The organism is Pseudomonas sp. H3_A02 (genome assembly GCF_054671965.1).
The window spans coordinates 286,123-309,273 of sequence record NZ_CP162807.1; the positions used below are offsets into that span (position 1 = coordinate 286,123).

Sequence of the window (23,151 nt, forward strand, 5' to 3'; positions counted from 1 at the left end):
TCTGCTGGGGAACCCGGAAAAAAAAGGACAAAAAAAGGGACAAAAAAAGGGACAAAAAAGGACAAAAAAGGGGACAGATTTATTTATAAATAGAGAAAAACCAACAAGCCTGCACTCTCTGCGTTTCACAAAACAAATCTGTCCCCTTTTTGCTCCCCCCTTTTCGTTGCCCTTTCTGCTTACACCTTCCCCACTAACAACTTTTTAACTTGCTTCCTTTACATGAACATATGTAACAAGACGAGTATTAGCGTCATAATGCACGGCCACCACTCGTCCATCTGTTAAGAACTGATACCCTGGACTGGTAGGAGCGACACCAGGAATACGGATAGACGGTATATCACGCACGGGTTGGCCAAAGAAAGCAATTGCGTCCTCAACGGTCTCAATCCCAAAACATGCTTTCTTTGTTTCAGCAGCAGCGGGATGAAACTCTCCAACTGCTTGGTAATAGACTCTGTAGGCTACGACCACCCCCTCATTACCTGCCTGAAAGTAAACGCCACACTCTGGCAGCTTTAAAAACTCATCACACTCAACTTTAGTGTACTCAACCAAAGGGAGCACATCTTTTAATTCCGCCAACAAATCAATTACCGGGCGACCTACATAATCATTTGGATTCATATTTAACACCCATCCCATCAAATAATTTCTTATTCAAATCATGAATTTCTTTGCGTGTCATCTCTATTTTACTCGCTGACCAGCCTTCGCTCCTCCAGACGGGGACCCAAGTATTGATATCTGCCTCAGCCGCCTTATAAAGATCAGAGCCATCCTTTTTTATTTTTTCTTGGTTATTTCTACCACCAAAAGTCCTTGAGTCCGCCATATGACTACAGGTTTTCACTACTACACAATTAGTACTGTTTCGAAGGGCTTTCAATTCAGCGTCAGTCAACTCAACGCCAAGTTGGCGTAACGCCTCCTTAACAGCTGCGAAAGAAGCAAAAAAAGGGGACAAAAAAGGGGACAGATTTATTTACTTAGAAGCAGAACATCAGCCCCGCTTACGCTTAAAAAAATAAATCTGTCCCCTTTTTTCTGCGCTTTTATATTCGTAATGAATGCAGCCCGTCAGTGTGAAGCAGAACAGAATCATCGCTACAAAGCGTAAAACAACATCGTGTCGCATCAATGGCCCTCCAAGGCACGTTTTTATCTCTGACTCAGAGAAAAGAAGAGAGAAAAGGGACAGATTTATTTACTAGGAAGCAGAACATCAGCCCGCTTACGCTTAAAAATAAATCTGTCCCCTTTCCTGCTGTGTCCCTTTTTGCTCCTTTTTGCTCCTTATATCTGTGAGGGGTCTTAGGCGTCGCCCCCCCTGTATCTGTTGTATCGTCACGATAGACAAGTAGATGGCCTCTGGGCCAGTCACCCGCCCACCCACACGGCCATCCACCTTTTAGATAGGTAGAAAATATTCCCTCAAAAAAATCATTCGTCTTACCTTGAACAGCTCGACTATATAGACAGCACTTTAGATCCGAGACAATATCATCCAATAGTTCTCTATGCTTCGGGGAGAGCTGCTTTTGAACTGAGTTACTCAACTCATCCAAAAGTTCGGATAATTTAATATCCATCTCAGAATATTTTTCGCCCCCCCCGTAAACCATATCCCAAACCTCACTCATCTTCTCAGATCTTAAGTCAGACCAGGTGAAAGATTCTTCCCCATAAACCTGAACCCACGCATATTTTTTTGCCGTATCAAGATCAGCAATTTGGGCATCCTCCAAAACAACTTGCTTGACAGAACTCAAGAGCAGCCCACTATTTACAAAGTCAATAACTTCATTTACCAGATTGCTATTTTCAGCCAACTCTACTTCCCTAACCATTTCAACCAAACCTCCGTCTTAGCGCCGTCTACGTTGCGGACCGGCATGCCCGACGCAGTAATGCAAGAAAGGGGACAGATTTATTTACTAGGAAGCAGAACATCAGCCCGCTTACGCTTAAAAATAAATCTGTCCCCTTTTTCCGCTTAAAAATAAATCTGTCCCCTTTTTGCTCCTTTTTGCTCTTTCTGCTTACACCTTCCCCATTAACAACTTTTTAACTAGCTTCCTTTACATGAACATATGTAACAAGACGAGTATTAGCGTCATAATGCACGGCCACCACTCGTCCATCTGTTAAGAACTGATACCCTGGACTGGTAGGAGCCACACCAGGAATACGGATAGACGGTATATCACGCACGGGTTGGCCAAAGAAAGCAATTGCGTCCTCAACGGTCTCAACCCCAAAACATGCTTTCTTTGTTTCAGCAGCAGCGGGATGAAACTCTCCAACTGCTTGGTAATAGACTCTGTAGGCTACGACCACCCCCTCGTTACCTGCCTGAAAGTAAACGCCACACTCTGGCAGCTTTAAAAACTCATCACACTCAACTTTAGTGTACTCAACCAAAGGGAGCACATCTTTTAATTCCGCCAACAAATCAATTACCGGGCGACCTACATAATCATTTGGATTCATATCTAACACCCGCCCCATCAAATAATCTCTTATTCAAATCATGAGTTTCTTTGCGTGCCATCTCTATTTACTCGCTGACCAGCCTTTGCTCTTCCAGACAGGGACCCAAGTATTGATATCTGCCTCAGCCGCCTTATAAATATCAGAGCCATCCTTTTTTATTTCTTCTTAAAAAAGGCGACAGATTTATTACTTAGAAGCAGAACATCAGCCCCCGCTTACGCTTAAAAAATAAACCTGTCCCCTTTTTGTTTTGAGCAAAACCAACAAATCTGCCCCTCTGCGTTTCACAAAATAAATCTGTCCCCTTTTTGCACTTACCTGAACCGCACGCTCCAGAGGACCGCCCGATAGGTCATTTGCATTACGAGGGGGGGGGGACTGAGCTTGCACCGTTCGCACCAACTAAACTTTCATTTTACACAGCGAAATCCTACTATCTGAAAATTGAACAACATCATCTGTGATTGATAGACAATTATCGGACTCAATCACACTAAGCCCGCAGCTTCCAAAATCCAAATACACTCCTACGCAACCTTCGTCGATATCAATAATTCTGTACTCATATACCGACAAAACTTTTAACCCAAGATACTTATCCAACCCACTTAACGGCTTAACCGGGTACGCAAAATCATCATTTATTTCAGACAACCCCAGCAATTCCGGCTCTGAATCTAGTCTTATGAATTTTGACACACCCTCGCTAATTGTTAGTGATACCCATCCAGAATTAGACAGCTTGAAAAACAATACCAAAAATTCACAAATCAAATTTCCGCTCATAAAAAACGAACGAAATCTGACATCACATAACACCTCATTGATCAGCACAGCTTTTCGCCCTCCACATTAAAATTTAGATGATTTCTCTGGAATCAACGTATCGAACTCGTACTTTCCACCTGGCAATACTCGCAGGCTCACGGTGCTATTAGTTTTGGAGCTATACACATGAATGAGGTCGTAATTTCCTCGCACAGTTGAGCTGGGAATCAATGGGCTCACAGACGTAACGCTCTCTAAGGTTTCTTTAACCGTCGCTTTAGCCTGCTCTACACCGGCCCTGCTTCTTTCATAAGGTAGGCGCCCCTCACCAATTTTTGTTCCCAGCTTTTTGTTGAGGTTAGCCGACTGTGATGCAAAGAAGTCATCTACCTCTCCAAAACCAAGAACCTTTTGAATACCTTTTACACCATCAACTCCCTTCTCCGGCAAATCACAAGGCCCAGTGTTATGCACCCAAGTCTTGAGCGCCCCCACATAGAACGTGTGGCCGATATCAACCGTCAGGTTATACGTTTTGCCGACTGGGGCGTAAAGCTCCAGGGACTCGACTTCCGATGAGGTATTTTCCGTCTCGCCATCAGCCAGGGATTGCAGCAGATCGCCACGCTTCAGGTCGATAACGGGAATGAAGTCACGTTTGGCCGGTACGTAAAATGGATGGCTTGGCGTAACCAGCAGTGTTTCGCCTTGTGCAGTTCCATCGTTACGCACGTTTTTGAGCTTGAGACGGTAGATTGGCTGGTCGCTGCGCTGGTGAGTAGCGAGGATCGCCGCAGCAAAAGGCTTGCCGCCTTTTTCCGGTTTGCTCCATACCACGTCGCCGACTTTCAGCGTTTCGATGGCTCGGTCGCCCTGTGGCGTCGAGACCATCGTCCCGGCAGCAAAGCAGCAGGGCCCTTTATTCCCTGTAGCGGGGTTACTAACCAGAGGATCTTTTGACCCTTTCCCATCCACTATCGAAACAGACTTAGGCTCTTTCGCACCTCTGCCTTTCGAAAGAACCCCCGTCAACACCGAAGCCATGAACTGGCCACCGCCGATCAGGTATTCATCCGTTTCGAAGCCCGGATCATTTTCTATTTCATCTGCGATTTCTTTCCCGACGGCTTCGCTGAATTGTTGGGTTTTTTCAAGCAGGGCTTTGCCCGACTTGGTTTCAGAGGCGGCGTTGATGACAACCAGTTGCACCAGCCCTTTGGGGCCTTGTGCCATGGCGATGACCATCGAGATTGCTTGCTTCTCGTCCTCATGCTGGGCAACGTAATCATTAATCGCAGAGGATTTACGTAGAATGACTTGGGCTAGGCTGAGGTTCTGATCATTGGCCACGACGTCAGTGGGGGGGAGAACTAAGCCTGAGTTATTCTTGGCCTCTGTATCAGACGAAGACGCCTGAATTTTATTGCTGATGTCCTGGACCTGCTTCACATCCACACCGGCAAGCAGCCCCACCTCAGCCAACACCCGGTTCTGAAACTCCGGATCGCTCATGGTCTTCATGGCTTGGGCACGCGTAAGGCCGCCGATGATCAGCGCCTCCATGGTCTCCTCGGCGAAATCAACGCCTACCATCGCCGAGGCACTTGCATCCATTTTTCGCCCCAACCCCGCCTCGATCTTGTTGACCGCCGCGTTGAAGTCATAACCGGCTTGCTGGAAGTTCTGCTTGGCCGTTTCGTCGTAATTGCGAAGTTGTTTGGTCCACTCTTTGGCGGTCTCATACGGACTAAGGGCCGCCGTCACGGAAGACTTGGTCACGTACAAGTCTGTACGGTGTTCATCGTCCCGGGTGATTTCGTAGGCCTTGTCGACATCGCGGTTCAAGCCTTTCACCGAGTCGGCGCCAGTCCCGGCGTCATTCCGTACCACAACGTCGCCAGCACCCACGGTGGCCCGTACGATCTGCTGGCGGTCCTTCTCGTAGTTCCAGCCTTCGACACTCCAGCCGTTCTTGTCCTTTTCGCCCTTGCCGACCTGACTGCTGTCCTGGGCGCCACCACCGCCTTTGTAGTAGCTGCCACCGACATTCAGGTAATAGCCATGCTCCTTGTCCTTGCCGGCGATGTCGCTGAAGCCCAGCGTGCCGGTGTCAAGTTTTAGCTTGCCGGTGTCCGAGGCGATCAAGGCGCCGTCCAGCTGGGTATGGTTTTCGGTACGAATGTCGACCTTGTCTTGCCCGGTGATACGGGTCTGTTGCCCGACCCATTCTGTCGAGCCGGTGGTCTGACCGTAACCGACCGAACCACTCACCCCGGCACCCGGCCCCACGGTCACCGTCACACTGAGGTCGAACTCCTTGCCTTCAACCTTGCCCGTATCAGGCACCGACGAAACATTGAGGTCGCGGCCTACCCGGCCGATGACTTCATTACCGCGCAGGTCCGCACCGGCAATATTCGTGTCCTTGCCGCTGGTGAAGCCCAGGCGATTGCCCGCGTACAGATAGGCCTGTTGTTGCCGCTGGGCCTCACGCTCCAGATTGCCTCTGCCCAGGTTGACGCTGGCGTAGATACCGACGCCTTCAGAGCCGACGCTGAGGCCGACTTCCCCGCCGCCACTCTTGCGGGTGTTGTCGCTGGCGCTGTCGTTCTGAGCGGCACGGATGTTCAGGTTGTTTGCAGCGCGTAAGTCGATGTCACGCTGAGCCTTGACCTGAGTTCCAATCAGGTTCAGGTCATTGCTTGCACGCAGATTGACGTCTCGCCCCGCATCAAGGGATGTGACGGTCGAGGTTTGCTGTTCGCTGTCGCCGCTGGCAATGCCATTGCTGCCGCCGACACCCAGTTTAAAACCGCCACTGGTACCACCGTGGATTCCACCCCAACTTTGCCGTTCACGCGTTTCTTCGGCATAGCTGCCTTTAGCGGCATCGAGGGTGACATCGCGGCCTTTGATATTGATATCGCGCCCAGCGATCAACTGGCTGCCAGTCGCCCGAACATCATTGTTGGCAATCATGTTCAGATCGTTGCCCGCGTCCAGCGTCGACGCACGGCGAGTCTGTTCAACGATCTGTTCGCTGGTGCTCTGTTTGCTGTTGCCGATCTTCGCGTCGAAGGTGGGGCCTGAAACGAATTGGGAAACGCTGTCCACTGCCCTTAGCGTGCTGGAAGCCTTGCTGACATTGTCTTCACCTTGACCGGCCCCCTTGACGGCATCACGAGTCCGACCGTAGTTGTGGTTCATGCTCAGGCTGGCGCCGTTTCGCTCGCTCTCGCGCTCATGCTCGACCAGCAGCCTTTCACGGGCGGCGTCGATCTTGATGTCCCGACCTGCCGTCAAGTCGATATCGTTGAATGCCTCAAGGTCCGAGCCAGTCTGGCTGATATCTCGCTTGGCATTGACGGCCAGGTTTTGACCGGCACTGATATGACTGGCGGCGGCGGTTTGCTGTTCAAGCCGGTTTTTCTCTTTGGTGCGATCCACGCCAGCAAAGAAATTAATCCCATTAGCATCCGAAGAAACACCGATCCCAGCTTGCTTGTTTTTCTCCCAATCCCGCTCGGAACGACTGTTCTGCGCAGCCAGAACATTCACATCACGCCCGGCATTCAAACTGACATTGCGCCCGGCATCGATGCCACTACCCACCAGGTTGATATCGCGCTCAGCCTGTAGAGTCGCATCACGATCAGCCGTCACCTGGCTACCAACGCTGGTACTGCTTTGCGCAATCCGGCCCGACTCTTTGGCTGAGGAGAACGACAAGAAACCACCCGAGACCGAGAGCCCGGTTTTTTTCTTGTATTGCTCGCTATGGCTGTAAGCGGTGTCGTTGGCCGCGACGAGGTTGATGTCGCCGCTGTCCTTGACCAGGCCCGCACGCAGTTCCACGTCATTACCGGCAGTGGTCTCGCTGGCGCGCAAACGCAAGTCATTGCCCGCGACCAGCACCACATCGTTGCCCGCCTCCAGCTCGCTGGCCACTTGGGAGGCCGTGGTTTTCAACTCGCTTTTGCCGCTCTTGGACAAGCCGAGGAAACCCGATTTGGTTTTCTTGCTGTAGGAGCCGTGCTCTTCGATACCCGAGAGCACCGCCACATCACCGGTGGCCCCAACCACCAGATCATTGCCGGCGCTCAACTGACTGCCGATCACCGTGACGTTGCGGCCGCCGTCCAGCGTGACACCGCCACTGGCGGCTTGGCTGGTATTGACGGTCAGGTCTTGCCCGGCCTCCACCACCGACGCAACGTTGGTGCTGTCATAGCTTTCCCGTTGTTCGCTTTTACTGCGGCCAAAAGAACCTTTGCTTTTCTTCGAGTAGAACTCTGCGGCTTCGTCCTTCGCGGACAACAGACTGATGTCGCGATTGGCGTCGAGGGCAACGTCCTTGGCCCCTTTCAGCTGACTGGCCACAAGGCTCAGGTCTTGCCCGGCCTTGGCGCTTAGATCCCCACCTGACTGGATAACCGAAGACTGCTGGCGAACAAGGTCGCTGCTGCTTTTGACTTTTTTACTTTGGGAGAAACGATGGCTTTCGTTGGCCGCAGACGTGATAGCGATATCGCGCCCGGCGGTCAGTGCCAGGGCGCTCTGGGCGATAACGTTGCTGGCGACGACCCTCAGGTCCTGCCCGGCGGTCACCTTCAACTCGCGGCCCGCGGTAGCGCTGGAACCATTTTGGGTGATGGTTTGATCCCGGTGCCTGCTACCCATCGTGTTGCTGTCCACCTGCTCGGCAGAGGCGATGTTTACATCACGCACCGCCTGCAAGCGTAGGTCGTTACCGCTCTTGAGCACGCCCCCGTTATTGGCAACATCCCGCCCAGCCCCCAACGTCAGATCATTACCCGCCTCAATCCGAGCCGCGTTGTCAGCAAAGTCGCGTTGCTCAGTCTTGTAGCCAGTGCTGCTGGCATGCCGGGTAATGGTTCGCTCATTGGTCACATCACCGGCCACGGCAACAACACTGACATCCCGCCCAGCAATAACCCCGCCGGCCCGGTTAGTAAGATCATTCCCCGCCAACGCCTCAAGACGATTCCCCGTCTCCAACAACCCGCTGTTCACCAAACTATCGCCAGCCGTCGCCCGCAGGTTGCTGGCCGCCCGCAAGGTCCCCGCATTGCTCAGGTTCTTACCCGCGATCAGGCTGACATCCGCACCCTGGATCAACGCCCCATTGGCCGCCAGACGATGGTTGGCCTGGGCCAGATAAAGCACCGGCACCAATACCTGTTCGTTGTTCACCGTCCGGTTTTCCATCCAGACGATGTCGTGGGTCAGGGCCGCGACTTGTTCGGCGCTGAGGCTGACGCCCAGGGACAGGTTGAGGGCGTCCTTGCTGGCGATGGCGTTGTTCATCAGGTACTTGAACATGCCGTCGTCGGAGGTCTGGCCGTCGAGGAAGCGTTGGCCGGTGCGGGCGATCACTGCCTGTTGGATCAGGCGTTGTTCGTAGAAGCCGTCGCCCAAGCGCTTGGCCGCGACGTCGGGGTCGTAGCCCAGATTCGTCAGCAGGTAGTCCGAGCTCATGAACTGGCGCATGTCGGTCAGCGCCGGGTTGGTCTCGATCAGGTATTTTTGCGGGTTGGCCTGGAACGAGCGGTCCGGCAGGCCACGCACTTGCGTCAGCCCCGTGCTCTGGGTCGGCGTGGTGGAGCCGTCACCGCTCATGCGGAACAGCCCGTTTTGCCCGGTCGGCAGATCAAAACCCGGCAACGCCAGCAGATCGACCTGTTGCTGAGTCAGGTTCGGCGGTAGCTGCCGATTGACGTTGATACGGGTCGAGAAGGCGTTGTCAGCCTGGGTATCGGTGCGCGGGCCGGCGCCGACGTAGTTGTAGCCGCCACGCACGACGCTGTTGTAGGCGTTGCCCGAGGTGCGGACATCGACTGCGCCGCCGGCCTGGATAATCGCGGCGTAGGTCTGGTTATCGGTAGTACTTGTCTGGGTGCGGAACTGTGGGAGCTCACGTTCGGTCATGCCGATGAAGCGGCTCATCGCTGCCTCAAGGCCACCCAGGTCATTGGCGTTGTAGCCTGGGCTCTGCAGCCAGTATTTGTTGGTGAAGTCATTCGCGGCGGCGCGCCAGCCACCTGGGCTGCGCGTGCGCTCGGACATGAAGGTGCGCGAGGTTTCGATCTCGCCGGTCTCGATGCCGATGTTGTTCAGGCTGACGAGGTTGGCGGTCAATGCGCCGCCGACGCCGATGCTGCTGCTCCGGTTGGTCAGGGTGTCGCCCTGGATATTCAGGTTGCCGCCGGTGGTGATGCTGGAGGCGGCGCTGGCGGCGGTGACTTCGAACTTGTCGCGCTGGATGATCTGCCAGACGTGGTTTTCCTTGCCGCCGCTGCAATCACCGGCATTGACCCCTTCGATGCAGGCCACTTCCCTGATCGAGGCGGTGTAGATGCCGGCGTCGTGGGTGGTCAAGACCTCGCGGACGTTGTCGATAGTGCTGGCCGCCAGGCGCATGTTGCCGTCGCTCTGCAGCGTGCCGGAGCTGTTGAGGATGCGGCTGGCACGGGTGCCGAGGCCGTCGCGATCGATGCTCAGATCACCTAGGCTGTAGATATCGGCGTAGCGGTTGGTCAGGCTATTGACGCGCAGGCTGGTATTGGCGCCGCTGAAGATCAAACCGTGCTCGTTGAGCAGGTCGCCGGTCGATACGCCGAGCGCCCCGGCACTGCCCAGCGTGCCGTAGTTGTTGATCGTGGCGGCAGTGATGCTCAGGTCTGCCGCCGAGGTCAGGCGACCGTAGCTGTTAAGGACACCATCGACCACGACGGTTGTGTTGCCGCCGCCCGCGATGCTGCCGTTTTGCTCCAGATTGATCAGCGCGGCCTTGAGGCCCAAGGTGCCGAGACTGCTCAAGCGGCCGTTGCCTGTATAGGCGCCGGTCAGTTGCAGGTCGATCGCCCCATCGCTGCCGATCAGGCCGTCAACCCGCCAGTGGCTGCCACGGCCCACCAGGCTGTCGGTACTGAGCAACTGGCCGGTGGCGGTCTGGGTCAACTGGTCGACATTCACGACCAGGTGCCCGGCCTGGATCGCCGTGTTGTTGGTCCAGCGATCAGCCGTCACCGTCAGGTTGCCGTAGGTCACCAGCTGACCGCCGGCCTGCCCCAGGTTGGCCTGGCTGATGCCGAACACGCCCAGGCCGGTGTGCAACAGCTTGCCACCCACGTTCTGGAGGCTGTTGGTGTCCAGGCCCACATTTTGGCTGGCGGTTTCCAGGGTGCCGTCGTTGTTATCGAACAGGCCGCCGATGTCGAACACCGTGGTGCTGTTCTGGCCCAGGGTGCGCAGTTGGCCTTTCTGGTTGCTCAGGCTGGCGGCCAGAATATCCAGGCTGTCCTGGCTTTCGATGATGCCCGCGTTGTTGTTCAGCGCACCCGAAAGGTCGAAGTCGATGCGATTGGCACTGACCTGCCCGCCGCCGCTGTTGTCCATGTCCCGGCCAATGACCTGGACCTTGCCTGTGGCGTATATCCCGCCGTTGCGATTGTTGATATCCGCAGCCGCGTTAGTGATCACCACATCTCCGGCTTGTGCAGCGATGCGACCGCCGTCGTTGAACAGCCCAGCCAAGGCTTGGATGCTGAGTCCTTGGGCCTGGATCGTGCCGCCCTGACGGTTCACGTCATAGCCGTTTTTCAGCACACCCGTAGCCCGCGCCTCCAACGCGGCCTTGACGCTGGACAGCACGCCGCCACGGTTGTCCAGGTTGGTGGCAAAGACACTCAACTTGGCGTCCTGGGCGATGATGCTGCCGCCCTGGTTATCGATATCGCCCGCTACATCTACGGTCACCAGGCCCTTGCCTTGCAGCGTGCCCTTGGCGTTCTCCAGGCTGGCGGCCTTGAGCTCGACGCCGGCACTGCGGCTGGCGATCAGGCCTTGGTCGGTGTTGTTGACCTTGCCGGTCGCCGTGACCAGCAGCTTGCCATTGGCGGCAACGGTGCCTTTGTTGCCGTTGTCCAGGCTGGCGGTGCGCACGGTCACGCTGCCTTGGCTGGACAACTCGCCGCCCTGGTTGTTGATCGCGCCCGCGTTGGTGATGTCGAGGTTTTTGCCGGCCATGACCAGGCCGGTCAGGTTGTCCAGGCTGCCGAGGACCAGGGTCGCGCTGTTCAGGCTCGAGAGTTCACCTGCGTTGTTGTCCAGATGGCCCAGGTTGGCCGTCAGAAGGCCCTGGCTATTGATCAGGCCGCCCTGGCTGTTGAGGACCTGATCGGCGCTCAGGTGCAGTTCGGTGTTACCCAGGATCCGGCCTTTATTGCGGTTATCCACAACGTTGCCAGTGACGGTGGTCTTACGCTGTCCACTGAGCGTACCGCCCTGGTTGTTCAGCGCTGCGGTGGTCGTGACAGTCAGGTCACGACTAGCGATGACGGTTTTGCCGCCGTTGTTCAGTTGCTTGGCGGTGAGGGTGACATCGCCCGTGGTATTGCGGCTGTTATCGGCGTTGACCCCGGCTTCGATAATGCCGTTGTTGCTCAGCGTGCCACCGCTGTCGAGGTGAATGCTGTCACGCGCCACCAGGTTGTTCTGGCTAGTCAGGTCGCCCTGGGTCTTCACGTCCAGGCGGCTACCGGCGTACACCTGGCCGCGGGTTTCCAGGCTTTTGGCTTCGATGTCGATGGCGCCGGCAGCAGCCGTCTGTGCCAGGCTCAAATGACCGTTGGCGTCGAGTTGGATGTCGCCACCACTGGCAACCATCTTGCCGTCCAGCTTCACGCCAACCCCGGCCTCGGTGCCCACCAGCTTGATCGCGCCGGCGTACATGCCGCCCAGGGCCGAGGAGTCGATGGCCAGCTCGGGTTTGGCGCTGCCGTCATCGGCACGGGCGGTGGCGTTGAGGGTATTGGCGTTGACGTCATTGCGCCCGGCCACGATGGTCAAGTTCTTGGCCTGGATCTCGGCGTTGATCTTGGCGCTGCGGGTGATGATTTCGAAGCGGTCGACGTTGTTCGCATTCAGGCCCGCACCTTCAATGGCGACGCTGCCCTGGTCCACCTGATAGCGACCCACCTGGCCGTTTTCAATGATCGGCTTGCCCGTGGTCAGGGTCGCCTTGGGCGTGTTGATGAACCCGCAGCCATTACAGCTGATGCCATAGGGGTTGGCGACGATGACGTGGGCCGACTGCCCCGCCACTTCGGTGTAACCACGTAACTGGCTGGGGTTGCCGCCGTTGACCTCGTTGAGGATGGTCGTGGCGGCCTTGCCTTGGAGGTTCGGGTTGCCGAGGATGATCCCGCCCAATTGCGTGGTCTGGGCCGTGTTGGTGGCGTTGTTGAGGATCACGCCGTTGCTGCCGACGTTGTAGTCCTTGAACTGGTTATGGGACAGGCCGCTGCTGTTGGGCTTGGCGATGTTGACCACCGGCACGCCGTTGCCGGCCTGGCCGAGGCTGGTGCCCGGGGCACTGACCACGATGCCGCCCGCCTGGGCCCACATCGGCTGCCAGAACATGACGTTGGCCAGCAGGAACGCGAGGCCACGCTTGGGCATGCCCCAGAAGGCGTCGCGGTTTTGCAGGGCAGCAGAGGGCTGGCGGGCCAGGAAGGCGTAAGCGAGTGTTAGCGGAGAACGGCACAGCAGCGCCAGGCATAACCTCGCCCAATGGGCGGGTAAGAACATGTTCGATCCCTCGATATGCAAATGACAGCAAGCTCGTGGGCGGACGAACAACCAAAAACCGGCTTCCCTCCTAAAACACTCACGTTGCTGATGCGCAAACCACGCGCACACAAGACTCTGCATATCGCTTTCGGTTCAAGAGAGCGGGGATTTTCCATGCAAAAAAGAGATGCGTCTCACAGGACGTGTCGAAAAACACAACAAAAACGACGTCTCAGATCCCTCAGGAACAGACCACGGCTCGAAGGAGCGCTGTCACCTCCTCTCGGACAAACGTGGCCTATCCCTGTCAGTTTCAAGCGCTTATCTAGGGTCGATGACATCCAGTGCACGGTTTGCCAATAGCTGACTCAGCTCGATCAACTGTTGCAGCCCTAATGCAAAATTCCGTCGAGAATCCTCCAGGTCGAACGCCAGATCGCCGGCCATAGCATTGGCGGAGGCCAAGGTTTCGCTGAGATTGGCCAACAGGCTTTCAGCATCGACGCCCTCCACGACGGCGAACAACTGGTCCGGAGGCGGCTTCTTGTCAGGCTGGGTGGGTTTGGGGTTCAGATAGGAATCGATGACACGTTCGGCATTGGCGTCGGCAGCGATGTCCAGATGCAGCGGTGGAACGGGCGGGTCGGGGATGAGTTTGTCCATATGGACCTCCTAACGTCAGTCGGATCCGCCACTATTCGCGACTAAACGAAGTGGGGTGGCGGCTGTGCGCAGGTTAGTCGACCGGGACGTTAGGAAACCGGCGCACCCGAAAGTGCCCTGCGCACAGCCACCATAAAATCGGCGAGAAAACGCAGCCTGACTTCAAGGAGACCTTGCGCCTAACGAGATACCGAGCGACTAAACCCGACCGCTGAATTGGCAGCGGTGGACAAAGACTAGGCACCGAAATCAGCAGGCGCAAGAGGCTGGAATTTTCTAGGAAATGTCCTGCAAGTCAATGGGGAATATTCGTTCCGTCGATTCCTACGACAAGCCTGTTTAACGATTCCATAACGGAACAAATTGCGTATAGTCCCGCCCGCCGCCCTTGCGGCAATCAGTTTTGGCAGCCCACAACCTCTGATGGAGCATGAGTTTTGTACAAGAAATTTACAGGGATCGTTTTTCTGCTATTGAGCGGCTGCTCACTGCATCCGTATACCAAGGACGAGCTGCTGAACACTGGCGTAACCAGCCCCGAGTACTGCCTGACGCAAGAGCGGGCAGTGGTCGAAGAGCGGGTGCAAGGCTACCTGAACCACTGCTTTCACCCGCAAGTGACCGAGCTCACGACGGGTGGGAGACTCGTCAATACCATCCAATTGAAAGTCGACAGCAATGCCGACAGAAGCGACATGGTGCTATGGGCGCCGACAATCTACGGCAGCCAGTTCTATATGAACGTGATCGTCTCGGAAAAGAACCCCGCCTGCAAAACCACCATGACTGCCGTGGCCTCAGGCTGGGCCTTTGAGCGAAACTTTCCGAAGATCCTGGAAAGCGCGAAGGGGGAAGACCCGTGGTGCCCGCTGTAAACTCGTTGTGGCTTTTGTGGCGAGGGGATTTATCCCCGTTGGGCTGCGCAGCAGCCCCAAGCCAGGCAACTCGGTGTGCCAGGAAGATTGAGTTCACTGCTTTAAGGCTGCTGCGCAGCCCAGCGGGGATAAATCCCCTCGCCACAAAGGGAGGCGTTCGACTAACTCAGACACATCACCGAACTGTTTTTAGTAGTTCTTATTTTTAAAAATCAGCAGCCTGTAATTTGTTTGATGAGCGCTTGCTCCCTCGCCACAATGAAATTATTGGACCGCCTGCCCGGCTGATTCAGAAGGCGTCGTTGTGACCGCCGGCTCTATAACTTTCGCGGAACGCCCTGTATCGACATCACGAACTTCGTAATACCACCATTTCATTGAAGAAATGCCATACAGCCCATAGGTACGGCCACCGACCAAATCCACGGTCATTTCAATTGGACGTGAGTATCCGGTTCCAATAGCGTACTTAACGGAAAGTTTATGCCTTCCTGCGCCGAGTCGATACTCGGTTTGGCGGGCTAGCCAATATAGCGACGTATTGTCATCGATTTTGTCTATCGACAAATGCTTGTCGAACTGCCGAATTGTCGCGACCTCGTCCCAGGGTTTTCCTTCTGCGCTTTTATGTTCGTAATGAATGCACCCGGTCAGCGTGAAGCAGAATAAAGTCATCACTACAAAGCGTAAAACAACATCGTGTCGCATCAATGGCCCTCCAAGGCACGCTTTTATCTCGACTCAGAGAAAAGAAGGAGAGAGAAGGAAAGGGGACAGATCTATTTATAAACCAAGAAAAGCAATGAGCCGACGCCCTGCGCCTCACAAAATAAATCTGTCCCCTTTTCACTCCGGACTTTGACGAGAGCATTTAGAAAAACTCGAGCAGGCCCTGCGCGACGAGGTGCATTATCAGGCGCAGAGCCTCGAGTAGATTTGGGGATCCCTCAGGGACAGACCACGTTTTTAGCTAAAATCATGACCGATTTGAAGAAGCCTCCGTCGGTCTCATAGAAAACATAGCCTGCCCCCGCGGCCCCCTCTTCAGTCTACTTTAGCTCAACAAAATTCAAGTCAGTGTCGCGACATTTGGACGCTTTCAAAAAGCCTACAAACTTATCCAAAAGAATTTGCACATTGATATCGAATTTGGACGGCACCAGATCGAGCACATCCTCCAACTCACAACAATCCATTATCAAATCACCAACCTCGGGAGGAATACCTTTCTCTTTCAAAATTCTCGAACTTCTTGGCGAAAAAAGAAGCCGCTCAGCCTCCTCTAATGTCATTGCACCGCGCTGAACAGACACTAACAAGCCTATCGATAAAGCAGACAAAAACCTAGCAGACTCTTCGCCTTCAAAAACCTCTAACACCAAAGACATATCTTTCATTTAGTTATTGCTCCAGCCCGACTTGGTTTTTACGTTGAAAACCTTACCACTTTCACTTTGAAAATAATGTACAGACACTCTAGATCCATTTGCGTCGTAGCCATCCTTGTAAATCTTTGTCCATTTTCCAGGTTCAACTTGCCGCAGGTCAGCTAGCGCGTCGGTGTTCTTCACGGCGTTCTTTGTCGTTCCACCGTTTTTTTCCCTAAAACCTTCCGGGTACAGAGGAGCCTTCTTTATCGATTCATAGACATTTTTTATTCCAGAACCATTACCACTTCCTGAGACAACCCCAACCTTAACCCCGGTTGTACCACCCTTCCCCCCAGCCGTCGACGAGAACAGCCCCCGGTCCTGACTCAATCCATCCGCCGCAAGCTCCACCAGTAATGCCGCACCATCGCCTTTATCGGTACGCGTCTTCTCGATGATGCCGGTATTGATGGCCCGCTCGTTACTTCGAGTAATTTCCCAAAGCGCTGCCGAACGATCGAGCCCGGCGCTCCTGCCGTCATGCAGCATCTTCTCATTAGCCGGAATCTCATCCACCAACTGCTTTGTCACTTGCAAACAGCTCGCCGGGTTATTCCGGCAGTACTGTCCGAACTCTTTATTCCGAGTCGTATCAAGGTTGTTGTAATAGTCCCTGACGGATTGGCAATCCGCCGGGGAGACGCACGTATTGAGCTTCTGTTCTCTTTCGACCAGTTCGGCATGGAACAGATAGTTGAATTCCGTCGCTTTCTTGGCGATCGTCGAACCTGTATTCAGGTCGCCATCGACCGCAGCCGCTGCCAGAAGCCCCGTCAGTTGCGACAGCATCAGTTGCAGATCTTTGTTTTCACCCGCCACCTTGGCCATGCCGGGAATCAGCGCTTCATTCAAACCGGCGGCAACCGCACCGGTCTTGAAGTCGCTGCCCGTCAGCTCAGCCAGCAGGCCACCCATGATCGCGTGGGCAACAATTTTCTGTGGGCCTCCATCCGGGAACTTGATGGTATCGCCCACCCAGTTGAAGCCGGTCGCCATCGCCACATTTCCGGCCTCTCCCAGCAGGGCAGCATTGAAATTGCTGCCAAAGCTGCCACCACCGATCGCGGTGGAGATACTGCTGGAGATCACTGCTTGCCCGGTTGTGCGGATTGCAGTGTCAGTCGCGGTGTTCCAACGGAAGATATCCTTGGAGGAATTACTCGCGCTCGATGCCGAACCTGCCGACCCCGCCGAACCCGTCGACGGCTCGACGCCTTGAGTGGTCGTGCTGGAGCTCTCCGCACTGCTAAACCATTCTTTGTCCGCGTATGCGGATGCATAGGCGGTAAAACCGGCAATCGCCGCACTCTTCAGGCTATCGGCGCTGACTGTTTCCTTCAGCGCACGCCCCAGATTGCCTTTGTTCTCAATGGTGCTGGTGACCGCCGTGGTGCTCAGGCTGGTGGCGACCGCAAGATTGGTGCCCGACAGTCCGAAACCTGCCGGCCCCATGATGAACGACATCAAAATCGCGATGGCGATCTTGGCCCCGGCCCCCAGACCGGAGTTGTCATACTTGAAGCTGTCGTGGATTTCCTTCACCTGGCGCCAGTCAATGTCGCCACGCGCCTGGGCCTCTTTCATCCAGGCCAGGTCCGGTTCAGCCTTCACCATCGCATCGATGGTTTGGTTGACGCTCTGCTGATCCACTTGCTTGACATCGATGCGCAGCCCATCGACGGCCTTGATCACCAACTTTCCTTGGGCAACCAGAGCGCTCTGGCGCAAGGTTTCGTCGGTTCGCCCCTCGCCTTTCATCTTGTACCAGGCCAGGTCGCTTTTACTCTTGGTATGGCTCTCGTCGTGGAAGTCCTTGACCCCTTCGAAGGTGATGCGCCCGCCGCTGTCGATGATCAGGTCGTTGCCGCTTTGCAGCTTCGCCACTTGATAGGTCTGATCGCCACCGCTGACCAACATCAGGTCGCCCCCGGTGTTGATCTCGCTTCCGATATGGGTGAGTTGCGTCACCTCATCCCGTCGTGCGGCTTTACTGCCCCAGCTGCCCTTTTTCTTCATGTCATACAGCGAGTAATCACGATTCTGCTCAGCCAGCAGACTCAGCTGCTTACCCGCCACCAGATACGCCTCGTTACCCGCCGCAATCTTGCTCGCGACCATCAACAGATCATTGCGCGCCGCAACCCTTACATCCCCTCCGGCATCGAGGGTGGTCGCCTGTTGCGAGACATGGTCTTCTTCCTTGTTGATCTTCTTGCCGCTGCGCTTGTAGCGGTATTCGCTGGAGTCCTCGTTCGCCGCCGAGATCAGCGCGACATCGTTACCGCTCAGGTTGATATCGCCTTTGGCTTGGAGATGGCTGGCGACTACGGTCAGGTTGTTGCCGGCGGTGACGTTCAGGTTGCCGCCCGCCTTGACTTCACTGGCGTGCTGAACGGTCTGGCTCTGCTCCCAGAAGTGGCGTTTGTCCTGACGCATCGAGCCGCTTTCTTCGCGAGCCGCGGAGATGACAACGTCTTTGCCCGCACTCAAGTCTGCGTTGTTGCCCGCAGTGATCGCGCCGCCCACGTTGAGCAAATCGCCCGCTGCACGCATGGTGAGGTTGTTACCGGCCTCGATGCGCGCGGCGTTGTCGACAACGGAGGTTTTCGAACTGAAGCCCTTGCCGCTGCTCTCGAGGGTGGTGATGGTCCGGTCGTTGCGGATGTCGCCGGTCAAGGTCGAGAGTTCGACGTCCTTGCCCTTGAGGATGCCGCCTTGCATGTTGACCAGGTCTTTGCCCGCGACCAACTTGAGCCGCTCGCCAGCCTCGGCCAGGCGCGTGTTTATCAGGTTGTTCCCCGCTGCCGCCGAGAGGTTCTCGCTGGCACGCAGCGTCCCGGCGTTCTTCAGGTCGGTGCCCGCGATCAGGGTGAGGTTCTTGCCCTGGATCAACGCACCATGGGCCATCAGCCGGTTGTTGGCCTGTGCCAGGTAAAGCACCGGCACCAGGACATGTTGGCCATTGACGACCTGGTCTTCCATCCAGACGATGTCGTGGGTCAGCGCGGCGACTTGTTGCGAAGTCAGGGTCACGCCAACGGCCAGGTTCAGTTGTTCCTTGCTGGCGATGGCATTGTTCATCAGGTACTTGAACATGCCCTCGTCGGAGGTCTGGCCATCGAGGAAGCGTTGGCCGGTGCGGGCGATCACGGCTTGTTGAATCAGGCGTTGTTCATACAAACCATCGCCCAGACGCTTCCAACTGGTATCGGGGTCATAACCCAGGTTGCCCAACAGGTAGTCCGAGCTCATGAACTTCCTGAGGTCGGTCAGCGCGGGGTTGGTTTCAATCAGGTATTTGGGCCCCGTGATGACCCGGCTGGCGTTCGAGCCCAGGACAGTCGCCCGGCTCTGGTCGCGACTGTCTTGCGCTGCGGCCGCGCTGTCGACGACACGGAACAAACCATTCTCGCCAGTCGGCAAGGTGAACCCGGGCATGGTGGTCGGGTTGACTTGTTGTTGGGCCAGATCCGGCGGCAACTGCGGGTTGAGCACCACGACCGCCGGCTGTGCGGCGTTGGCCACATCGGTGGCCGCTGACTTCGCGGCACCCGCCAGCGGTGCCTGGAACTTCACGACACTGTTGTTCTCCAGGCGCTGCGTAGCTTGGATGCTGATGTTGCCGCCCGATTGGACGACCGACGGCGCCAGCGACTCCCCTGGTGTCACAGTGGTGATGTCACTCACTTGACGGAAGTTGTTGAGCGCATCGACGGGCACTTGTTTCGGATTGGCCTGGGCGTTGTAAGGGACGATGATCCTGGCGCGGAAACGCTCGTCGGTCCCATCGGTGACCCGGCCGGTGTTCCAGGTCCGCGTTCTGACGCTAGTGCCGGAAGCAGCGCCAACGTTGGCGAAGTTGTCTGCGGTAATCAGCAGGTCGGCGGCCGAGGCCATCACGCTGTATTGGTTGGTCACCGCAGAGCCATCAACGGTCAGCTTCGCCCCACTCATCAGGGTGGCACTGGCTGAGTCTTCAAGCACTGCGCTTTGGTAGGTCTCCCTGGCCACATAGTCGACGTTGTGGTGGTCACCACTGCAGTCATAGCATTTGACACTGATGGAGCCCGACACCAGCTCATCGGTGGTGGAAAAAACGTCCTTGCGATTGATCAGGGTGTCGCTGCGCAGCGACATGTCCTTGGCCGACTCAAGGGTGCCGGAGATGTTCTCCAGCAGCGTGCTGCGAGCGACGCCATCTCGTGCCGCGACATTCAGTGCCCCCAGGCTGTAGACGTCTGCGCGATAGTTGGTGAAGCGGTTGAAACGCAGGGCCATGTCCGCGCCGCTGAAGATCAGGCCGCGATCGTTGCGGGCCTCGTTGGCAACCAGTTCGACAGTGTCGGCGCCACCCAGCGTGCCCGTATTGACCAGGCTCTTGGCGACCAGGGAGAACTTGCCACCGCCGGTGATCCGTCCGGCATTATATAGCGCGCCAAGACTGGTGACGCTGGTCAGGCCACCGCCAGCCAGGCGCGAGCCGCTGGAAAGGTCGAGGCTGGCGGCGCTCAGATCGAATTGATCGACACTGCTGAGGCGGCTGTTTTCGGTGCCGACATAAGCGCCGGTCAGCTTCAGATCCAAATCAACGTCGCTGCTGATGGTGCCCGCGTTGTTCCAGATGCCGCCCGTGGCCAGCAGGCTTTGCACCGCGATCAACTTGCCGCTGCTGGTCTGATTGAGCTGGCCCACCTTCAAGTTCAGGACATTGGCTTGGATATCCGAGCTGTTGTCCCAACGCGCCGCGTCGACGGTCAGGGTGCCTGAGGTCATCAGGCTGCCGCCGATGTTGCTGAACCTGGCGAGGTCCACGCCTAACGTGCCGGTGCCCACATGACGAACATTGCCGTCAGCGTTCTTGAAGTCTGCCATCTGCAAGGACAGGTCCTGGGTGGCCGCTTCAATGACGCCGCCCTGGTTGTCCAGCAGTTGATCAACCGTTAGCGTCGCGGTCCCCAGCTTGCCCACCGAGCGCAACTTGCCGCCCTGGTTATCAACTGACGCAGCACGGATCAGCAGGCCGTTGGAACCCTCCACCAGACCGCGCTGGTTGTTAAGTGCCCCGGTCAAACCAAAATCTATGGTGTTTGCCGCTGCGCGTCCGTCGCGGTTGTCCAAGTCCTGTGCGCGTACTGTCAGTGTCTGTTTGGCGAGCACTGCACCGTCGCGGTTTTCCAGCGTGGCGGTGGTGAGCTCAACGACCCCGGCCAAGGCCGAGACCTGTCCACCATTGTTGAGCAGCGCCTGTTTCGCATCGAGATCGACGGACTGCGCCTGGATCAACCCAGCTGCGTCGGCCGAGGTGAGTGACTCGCCATTATCCAACACCGTGTCCAGCGTGGCTTTCAGCCAACCGCCGACACTGGCCAGGACACCGCCACGGTTATCGAGACTGCTCGCCTCGACATCCACGTTCCCAGCCTGGGTGATGGCGCTGCCATCCTGGTTGAGAAAATCCCCGGTGATATCGACCTTCAGGTCACCCTGGCTGAGCAGGCTGCCTTTGGTGTTATCGAGACCACCGCCGCTGATCGTCAGCCCCTGCTCAGTGCTGATGATCGCCTCACCGTTATTGAGCAGTTGCTGGTGAGCGGTCAGGCTCATCGCCTTGACCGAGGCGATATAGCCGTTGTCGCTGTTGTTGATGCGGTCTGCGGTCAGGGTCAATTTTCCCTGGCTGACCAATTTGCCGTCCTGCTGGTTGAAGCTTTTCAATGTGGCAACGAGATCACCCTGGCTGGTGATTTGTCCTGCGCTATTTTCAACGCTGCCGCTCCCGAGGGTCAGTGCGGCGTCGGACGCAATCTTGCCGCCGCGGTTATCCAGGGTTTTCGCTTGGAGCTTCAGGAGGTCGTTGCTGCTGATGACGCCTGCGCTGTTCTTCAGCGTCCCGGCGACCAGGGTCTGCGCGCCGTCGCTGACGATGATCCCTTTATCACGGTTATCCAACGCCCCTGTGGCCAGTGCTTGAATGTTGCCTTGGCTGACGAGCGTGCCGACGCGATTGTCGATGTCCTTGCTGTCGAGCGTCAGGGTCTTGCCAGCGGATAAAGTGCCGCCGCGATTGTCTAGGGTCTGCGTGGTCGTGGCTTTCAGGTCGCGACTGGCGATGACGCTCTGCCCGCGGTTGTCGATATTCGCCGCGGTCAGCACGACATCGCCAATCTGGTTGCGGGTGTTATCGACGTTGACGCCCGCTTCGATGATGCCGAGGTTGTTGAGCTGGCCGTCGGTGGTCAGCGTGACCTTCTCGCGCGCCGCGATGGCGCGCTGGTTGTTGAGAGCGCCCTTGGTCGTCGCCTGAACATGGCTGCCGGCATAGATCGTCCCTTGGGCGTCCAGGCTTTGAGCCTTGATATCGACGGCGCCTGCTGCCGTGGTCTGTGCCAGGCTCAAATGACCGTTGGCGTCGAGTTGGATGTCGCCACCACTGGCAACCATCTTGCCGTCCAGCTTCACCCCAACCCCGGCCTCGGTGCCTACCAGTTTGATCGCGCCTGCGTACATGCCGCCCAGGGCCGAGGAGTCGATGGCCAGCTCGGGTTTGGCGCTGCCGTCATCGGCACGGGCGGTGGCGTTGAGGGTATTGGCGTTGACGTCATTGCGCCCGGCCACAATGGTCAAGTTCTTGGCCTGGATCTCGGCGTTGATCTTGGCGCTGCGGGTGATGATTTCGAAGCGGTCGACGTTGTTCGCATTCAGGCCCGCACCTTCAATGGCGACGCTGCCCTGGTCCACCTGATAGCGACCCACCTGGCCGTTTTCGATGATCGGCTTGCCCGTGGTCAGGGTCGCCTTGGGCGTGTTGATGAACCCGCAGCCATTACAGCTGATGCCATAGGGGTTGGCGACGATGACGTGGGCCGACTGCCCCGCCACTTCGGTGTAACCACGTAACTGGCTGGGGTTGTCGCCGTTGACCTCGTTGAGGATGGTCGTGGCGGCCTTGCCTTGGAGGTTCGGGTTGCCGAGGATGATCCCGCCCAATTGCGTGGTCTGGGCCGTGTTGGTGGCGTTGTTGAGGATCACGCCGTTGCTGCCGACGTTGTAGTCCTTGAACTGGTTATGGGACAGGCCGCTGCTGTTGGGCTTGGCGATGTTGACCACCGGCACGCCGTTGCCGGCCTGGCCGAGGCTGGTGCCCGGGGCACTGACCACGATGCCGCCCGCCTGGGCCCACATCGGCTGCCAGAACATGACGTTGGCCAGCAGGAACGCGAGGCCACGCTTGGGCATGCCCCAGAACTGCTCGCGGGGTTGCAGGGCAGCAGAAGGCTGGCGGGCCAGGAAGGCGTATTGGCGGTCGTCCATGATCAGGTCTC

The 23,151-nt window shown here is 56.6% G+C and carries 10 protein-coding genes; 1 reads left to right on the plus strand and 9 read right to left on the minus strand.

Going from position 1 to position 23,151, the window contains the following annotated elements; all coding sequences use genetic code 11:
• Positions 1–204 precede the first annotated feature (204 nt).
• The 6 genes from AB4N80_RS01280 to AB4N80_RS01305 form a co-directional block, all read right to left on the minus strand.
• Positions 205–630 (minus strand): hypothetical protein, encoded by a 426-nt coding sequence (locus tag AB4N80_RS01280; RefSeq protein ID WP_354337127.1) that lies wholly within the window; start codon positions 628–630, stop codon positions 205–207.
• Entirely contained in the window at positions 617–907 is a 291-nt protein-coding gene (locus tag AB4N80_RS01285; RefSeq protein ID WP_265072673.1) for a hypothetical protein, read from the minus strand. The genes AB4N80_RS01280 and AB4N80_RS01285 overlap by 14 nt, the downstream gene beginning before the upstream one ends.
• Before the next feature lie 268 nt (positions 908–1,175).
• Complete coding sequence (locus AB4N80_RS01290; RefSeq protein ID WP_460090331.1) at positions 1,176–1,853, minus strand: hypothetical protein; 678 nt, start codon at positions 1,851–1,853, stop codon at positions 1,176–1,178.
• 217 nt (positions 1,854–2,070) lie between these two features.
• The gene (locus AB4N80_RS01295) at positions 2,071–2,496 is read right to left on the minus strand and encodes a hypothetical protein (RefSeq protein WP_163006892.1); all 426 of its coding nucleotides are present in this window, start codon (positions 2,494–2,496) and stop codon (positions 2,071–2,073) included.
• An 855-nt stretch (positions 2,497–3,351) separates the two neighbouring features.
• A complete protein-coding gene (locus AB4N80_RS01300) occupies positions 3,352–12,750 on the minus strand; it encodes a hemagglutinin repeat-containing protein (protein ID WP_460083194.1) in 9,399 nt (3,132 codons plus the stop codon).
• Between the two features lie 432 nt (positions 12,751–13,182).
• Positions 13,183–13,524: a DUF6124 family protein gene (locus AB4N80_RS01305; RefSeq protein ID WP_354337122.1), complete on the minus strand. Its 342-nt coding sequence runs from the start codon at positions 13,522–13,524 to the stop codon at positions 13,183–13,185.
• A gap of 437 nt (positions 13,525–13,961) precedes the next feature.
• Between AB4N80_RS01305 and AB4N80_RS01310 the strand changes: the two genes are divergently transcribed.
• Complete coding sequence (locus AB4N80_RS01310; protein WP_122569095.1) at positions 13,962–14,399, plus strand: hypothetical protein; 438 nt, start codon at positions 13,962–13,964, stop codon at positions 14,397–14,399.
• A 264-nt stretch (positions 14,400–14,663) separates the two neighbouring features.
• Here AB4N80_RS01310 and AB4N80_RS01315 read toward each other — a convergent pair whose 3' ends face one another.
• From AB4N80_RS01315 to AB4N80_RS01325, 3 genes are all read right to left on the minus strand, one after another.
• Positions 14,664–15,107: a hypothetical protein gene (locus AB4N80_RS01315; RefSeq protein WP_122569094.1), complete on the minus strand. Its 444-nt coding sequence runs from the start codon at positions 15,105–15,107 to the stop codon at positions 14,664–14,666.
• Positions 15,108–15,448: 341 nt separating this feature from the next.
• Positions 15,449–15,796: a DUF3969 family protein gene (locus tag AB4N80_RS01320; RefSeq protein WP_122569093.1), complete on the minus strand. Its 348-nt coding sequence runs from the start codon at positions 15,794–15,796 to the stop codon at positions 15,449–15,451.
• A complete protein-coding gene (locus AB4N80_RS01325; protein WP_460080317.1) occupies positions 15,797–23,140 on the minus strand; it encodes a two-partner secretion domain-containing protein in 7,344 nt (2,447 codons plus the stop codon).
• Positions 23,141–23,151: the final 11 nt, after the last annotated feature.

Excerpts from the sequence above, each read along its gene's own strand:
- AB4N80_RS01280 (WP_354337127.1), bottom strand. The coding sequence starts at position 630 with ATGAATCCAAATGATTATGTAGGTCGCCCGGTAATTGATTTGTTGGCG.
- AB4N80_RS01290 (WP_460090331.1), bottom strand. The coding sequence starts at position 1,853 with ATGGTTAGGGAAGTAGAGTTGGCTGAAAATAGCAATCTGGTAAATGAA.
- AB4N80_RS01295 (WP_163006892.1), bottom strand. The coding sequence starts at position 2,496 with ATGAATCCAAATGATTATGTAGGTCGCCCGGTAATTGATTTGTTGGCG.
- AB4N80_RS01300 (WP_460083194.1), bottom strand. The coding sequence starts at position 12,750 with ATGCCCAAGCGTGGCCTCGCGTTCCTGCTGGCCAACGTCATGTTCTGG.
- AB4N80_RS01305 (WP_354337122.1), bottom strand. The coding sequence starts at position 13,524 with ATGGACAAACTCATCCCCGACCCGCCCGTTCCACCGCTGCATCTGGAC.
- AB4N80_RS01315 (WP_122569094.1), bottom strand. The coding sequence starts at position 15,107 with ATGCGACACGATGTTGTTTTACGCTTTGTAGTGATGACTTTATTCTGC.
- AB4N80_RS01320 (WP_122569093.1), bottom strand. The coding sequence starts at position 15,796 with ATGAAAGATATGTCTTTGGTGTTAGAGGTTTTTGAAGGCGAAGAGTCT.
- AB4N80_RS01325 (WP_460080317.1), bottom strand. The coding sequence starts at position 23,140 with ATGGACGACCGCCAATACGCCTTCCTGGCCCGCCAGCCTTCTGCTGCC.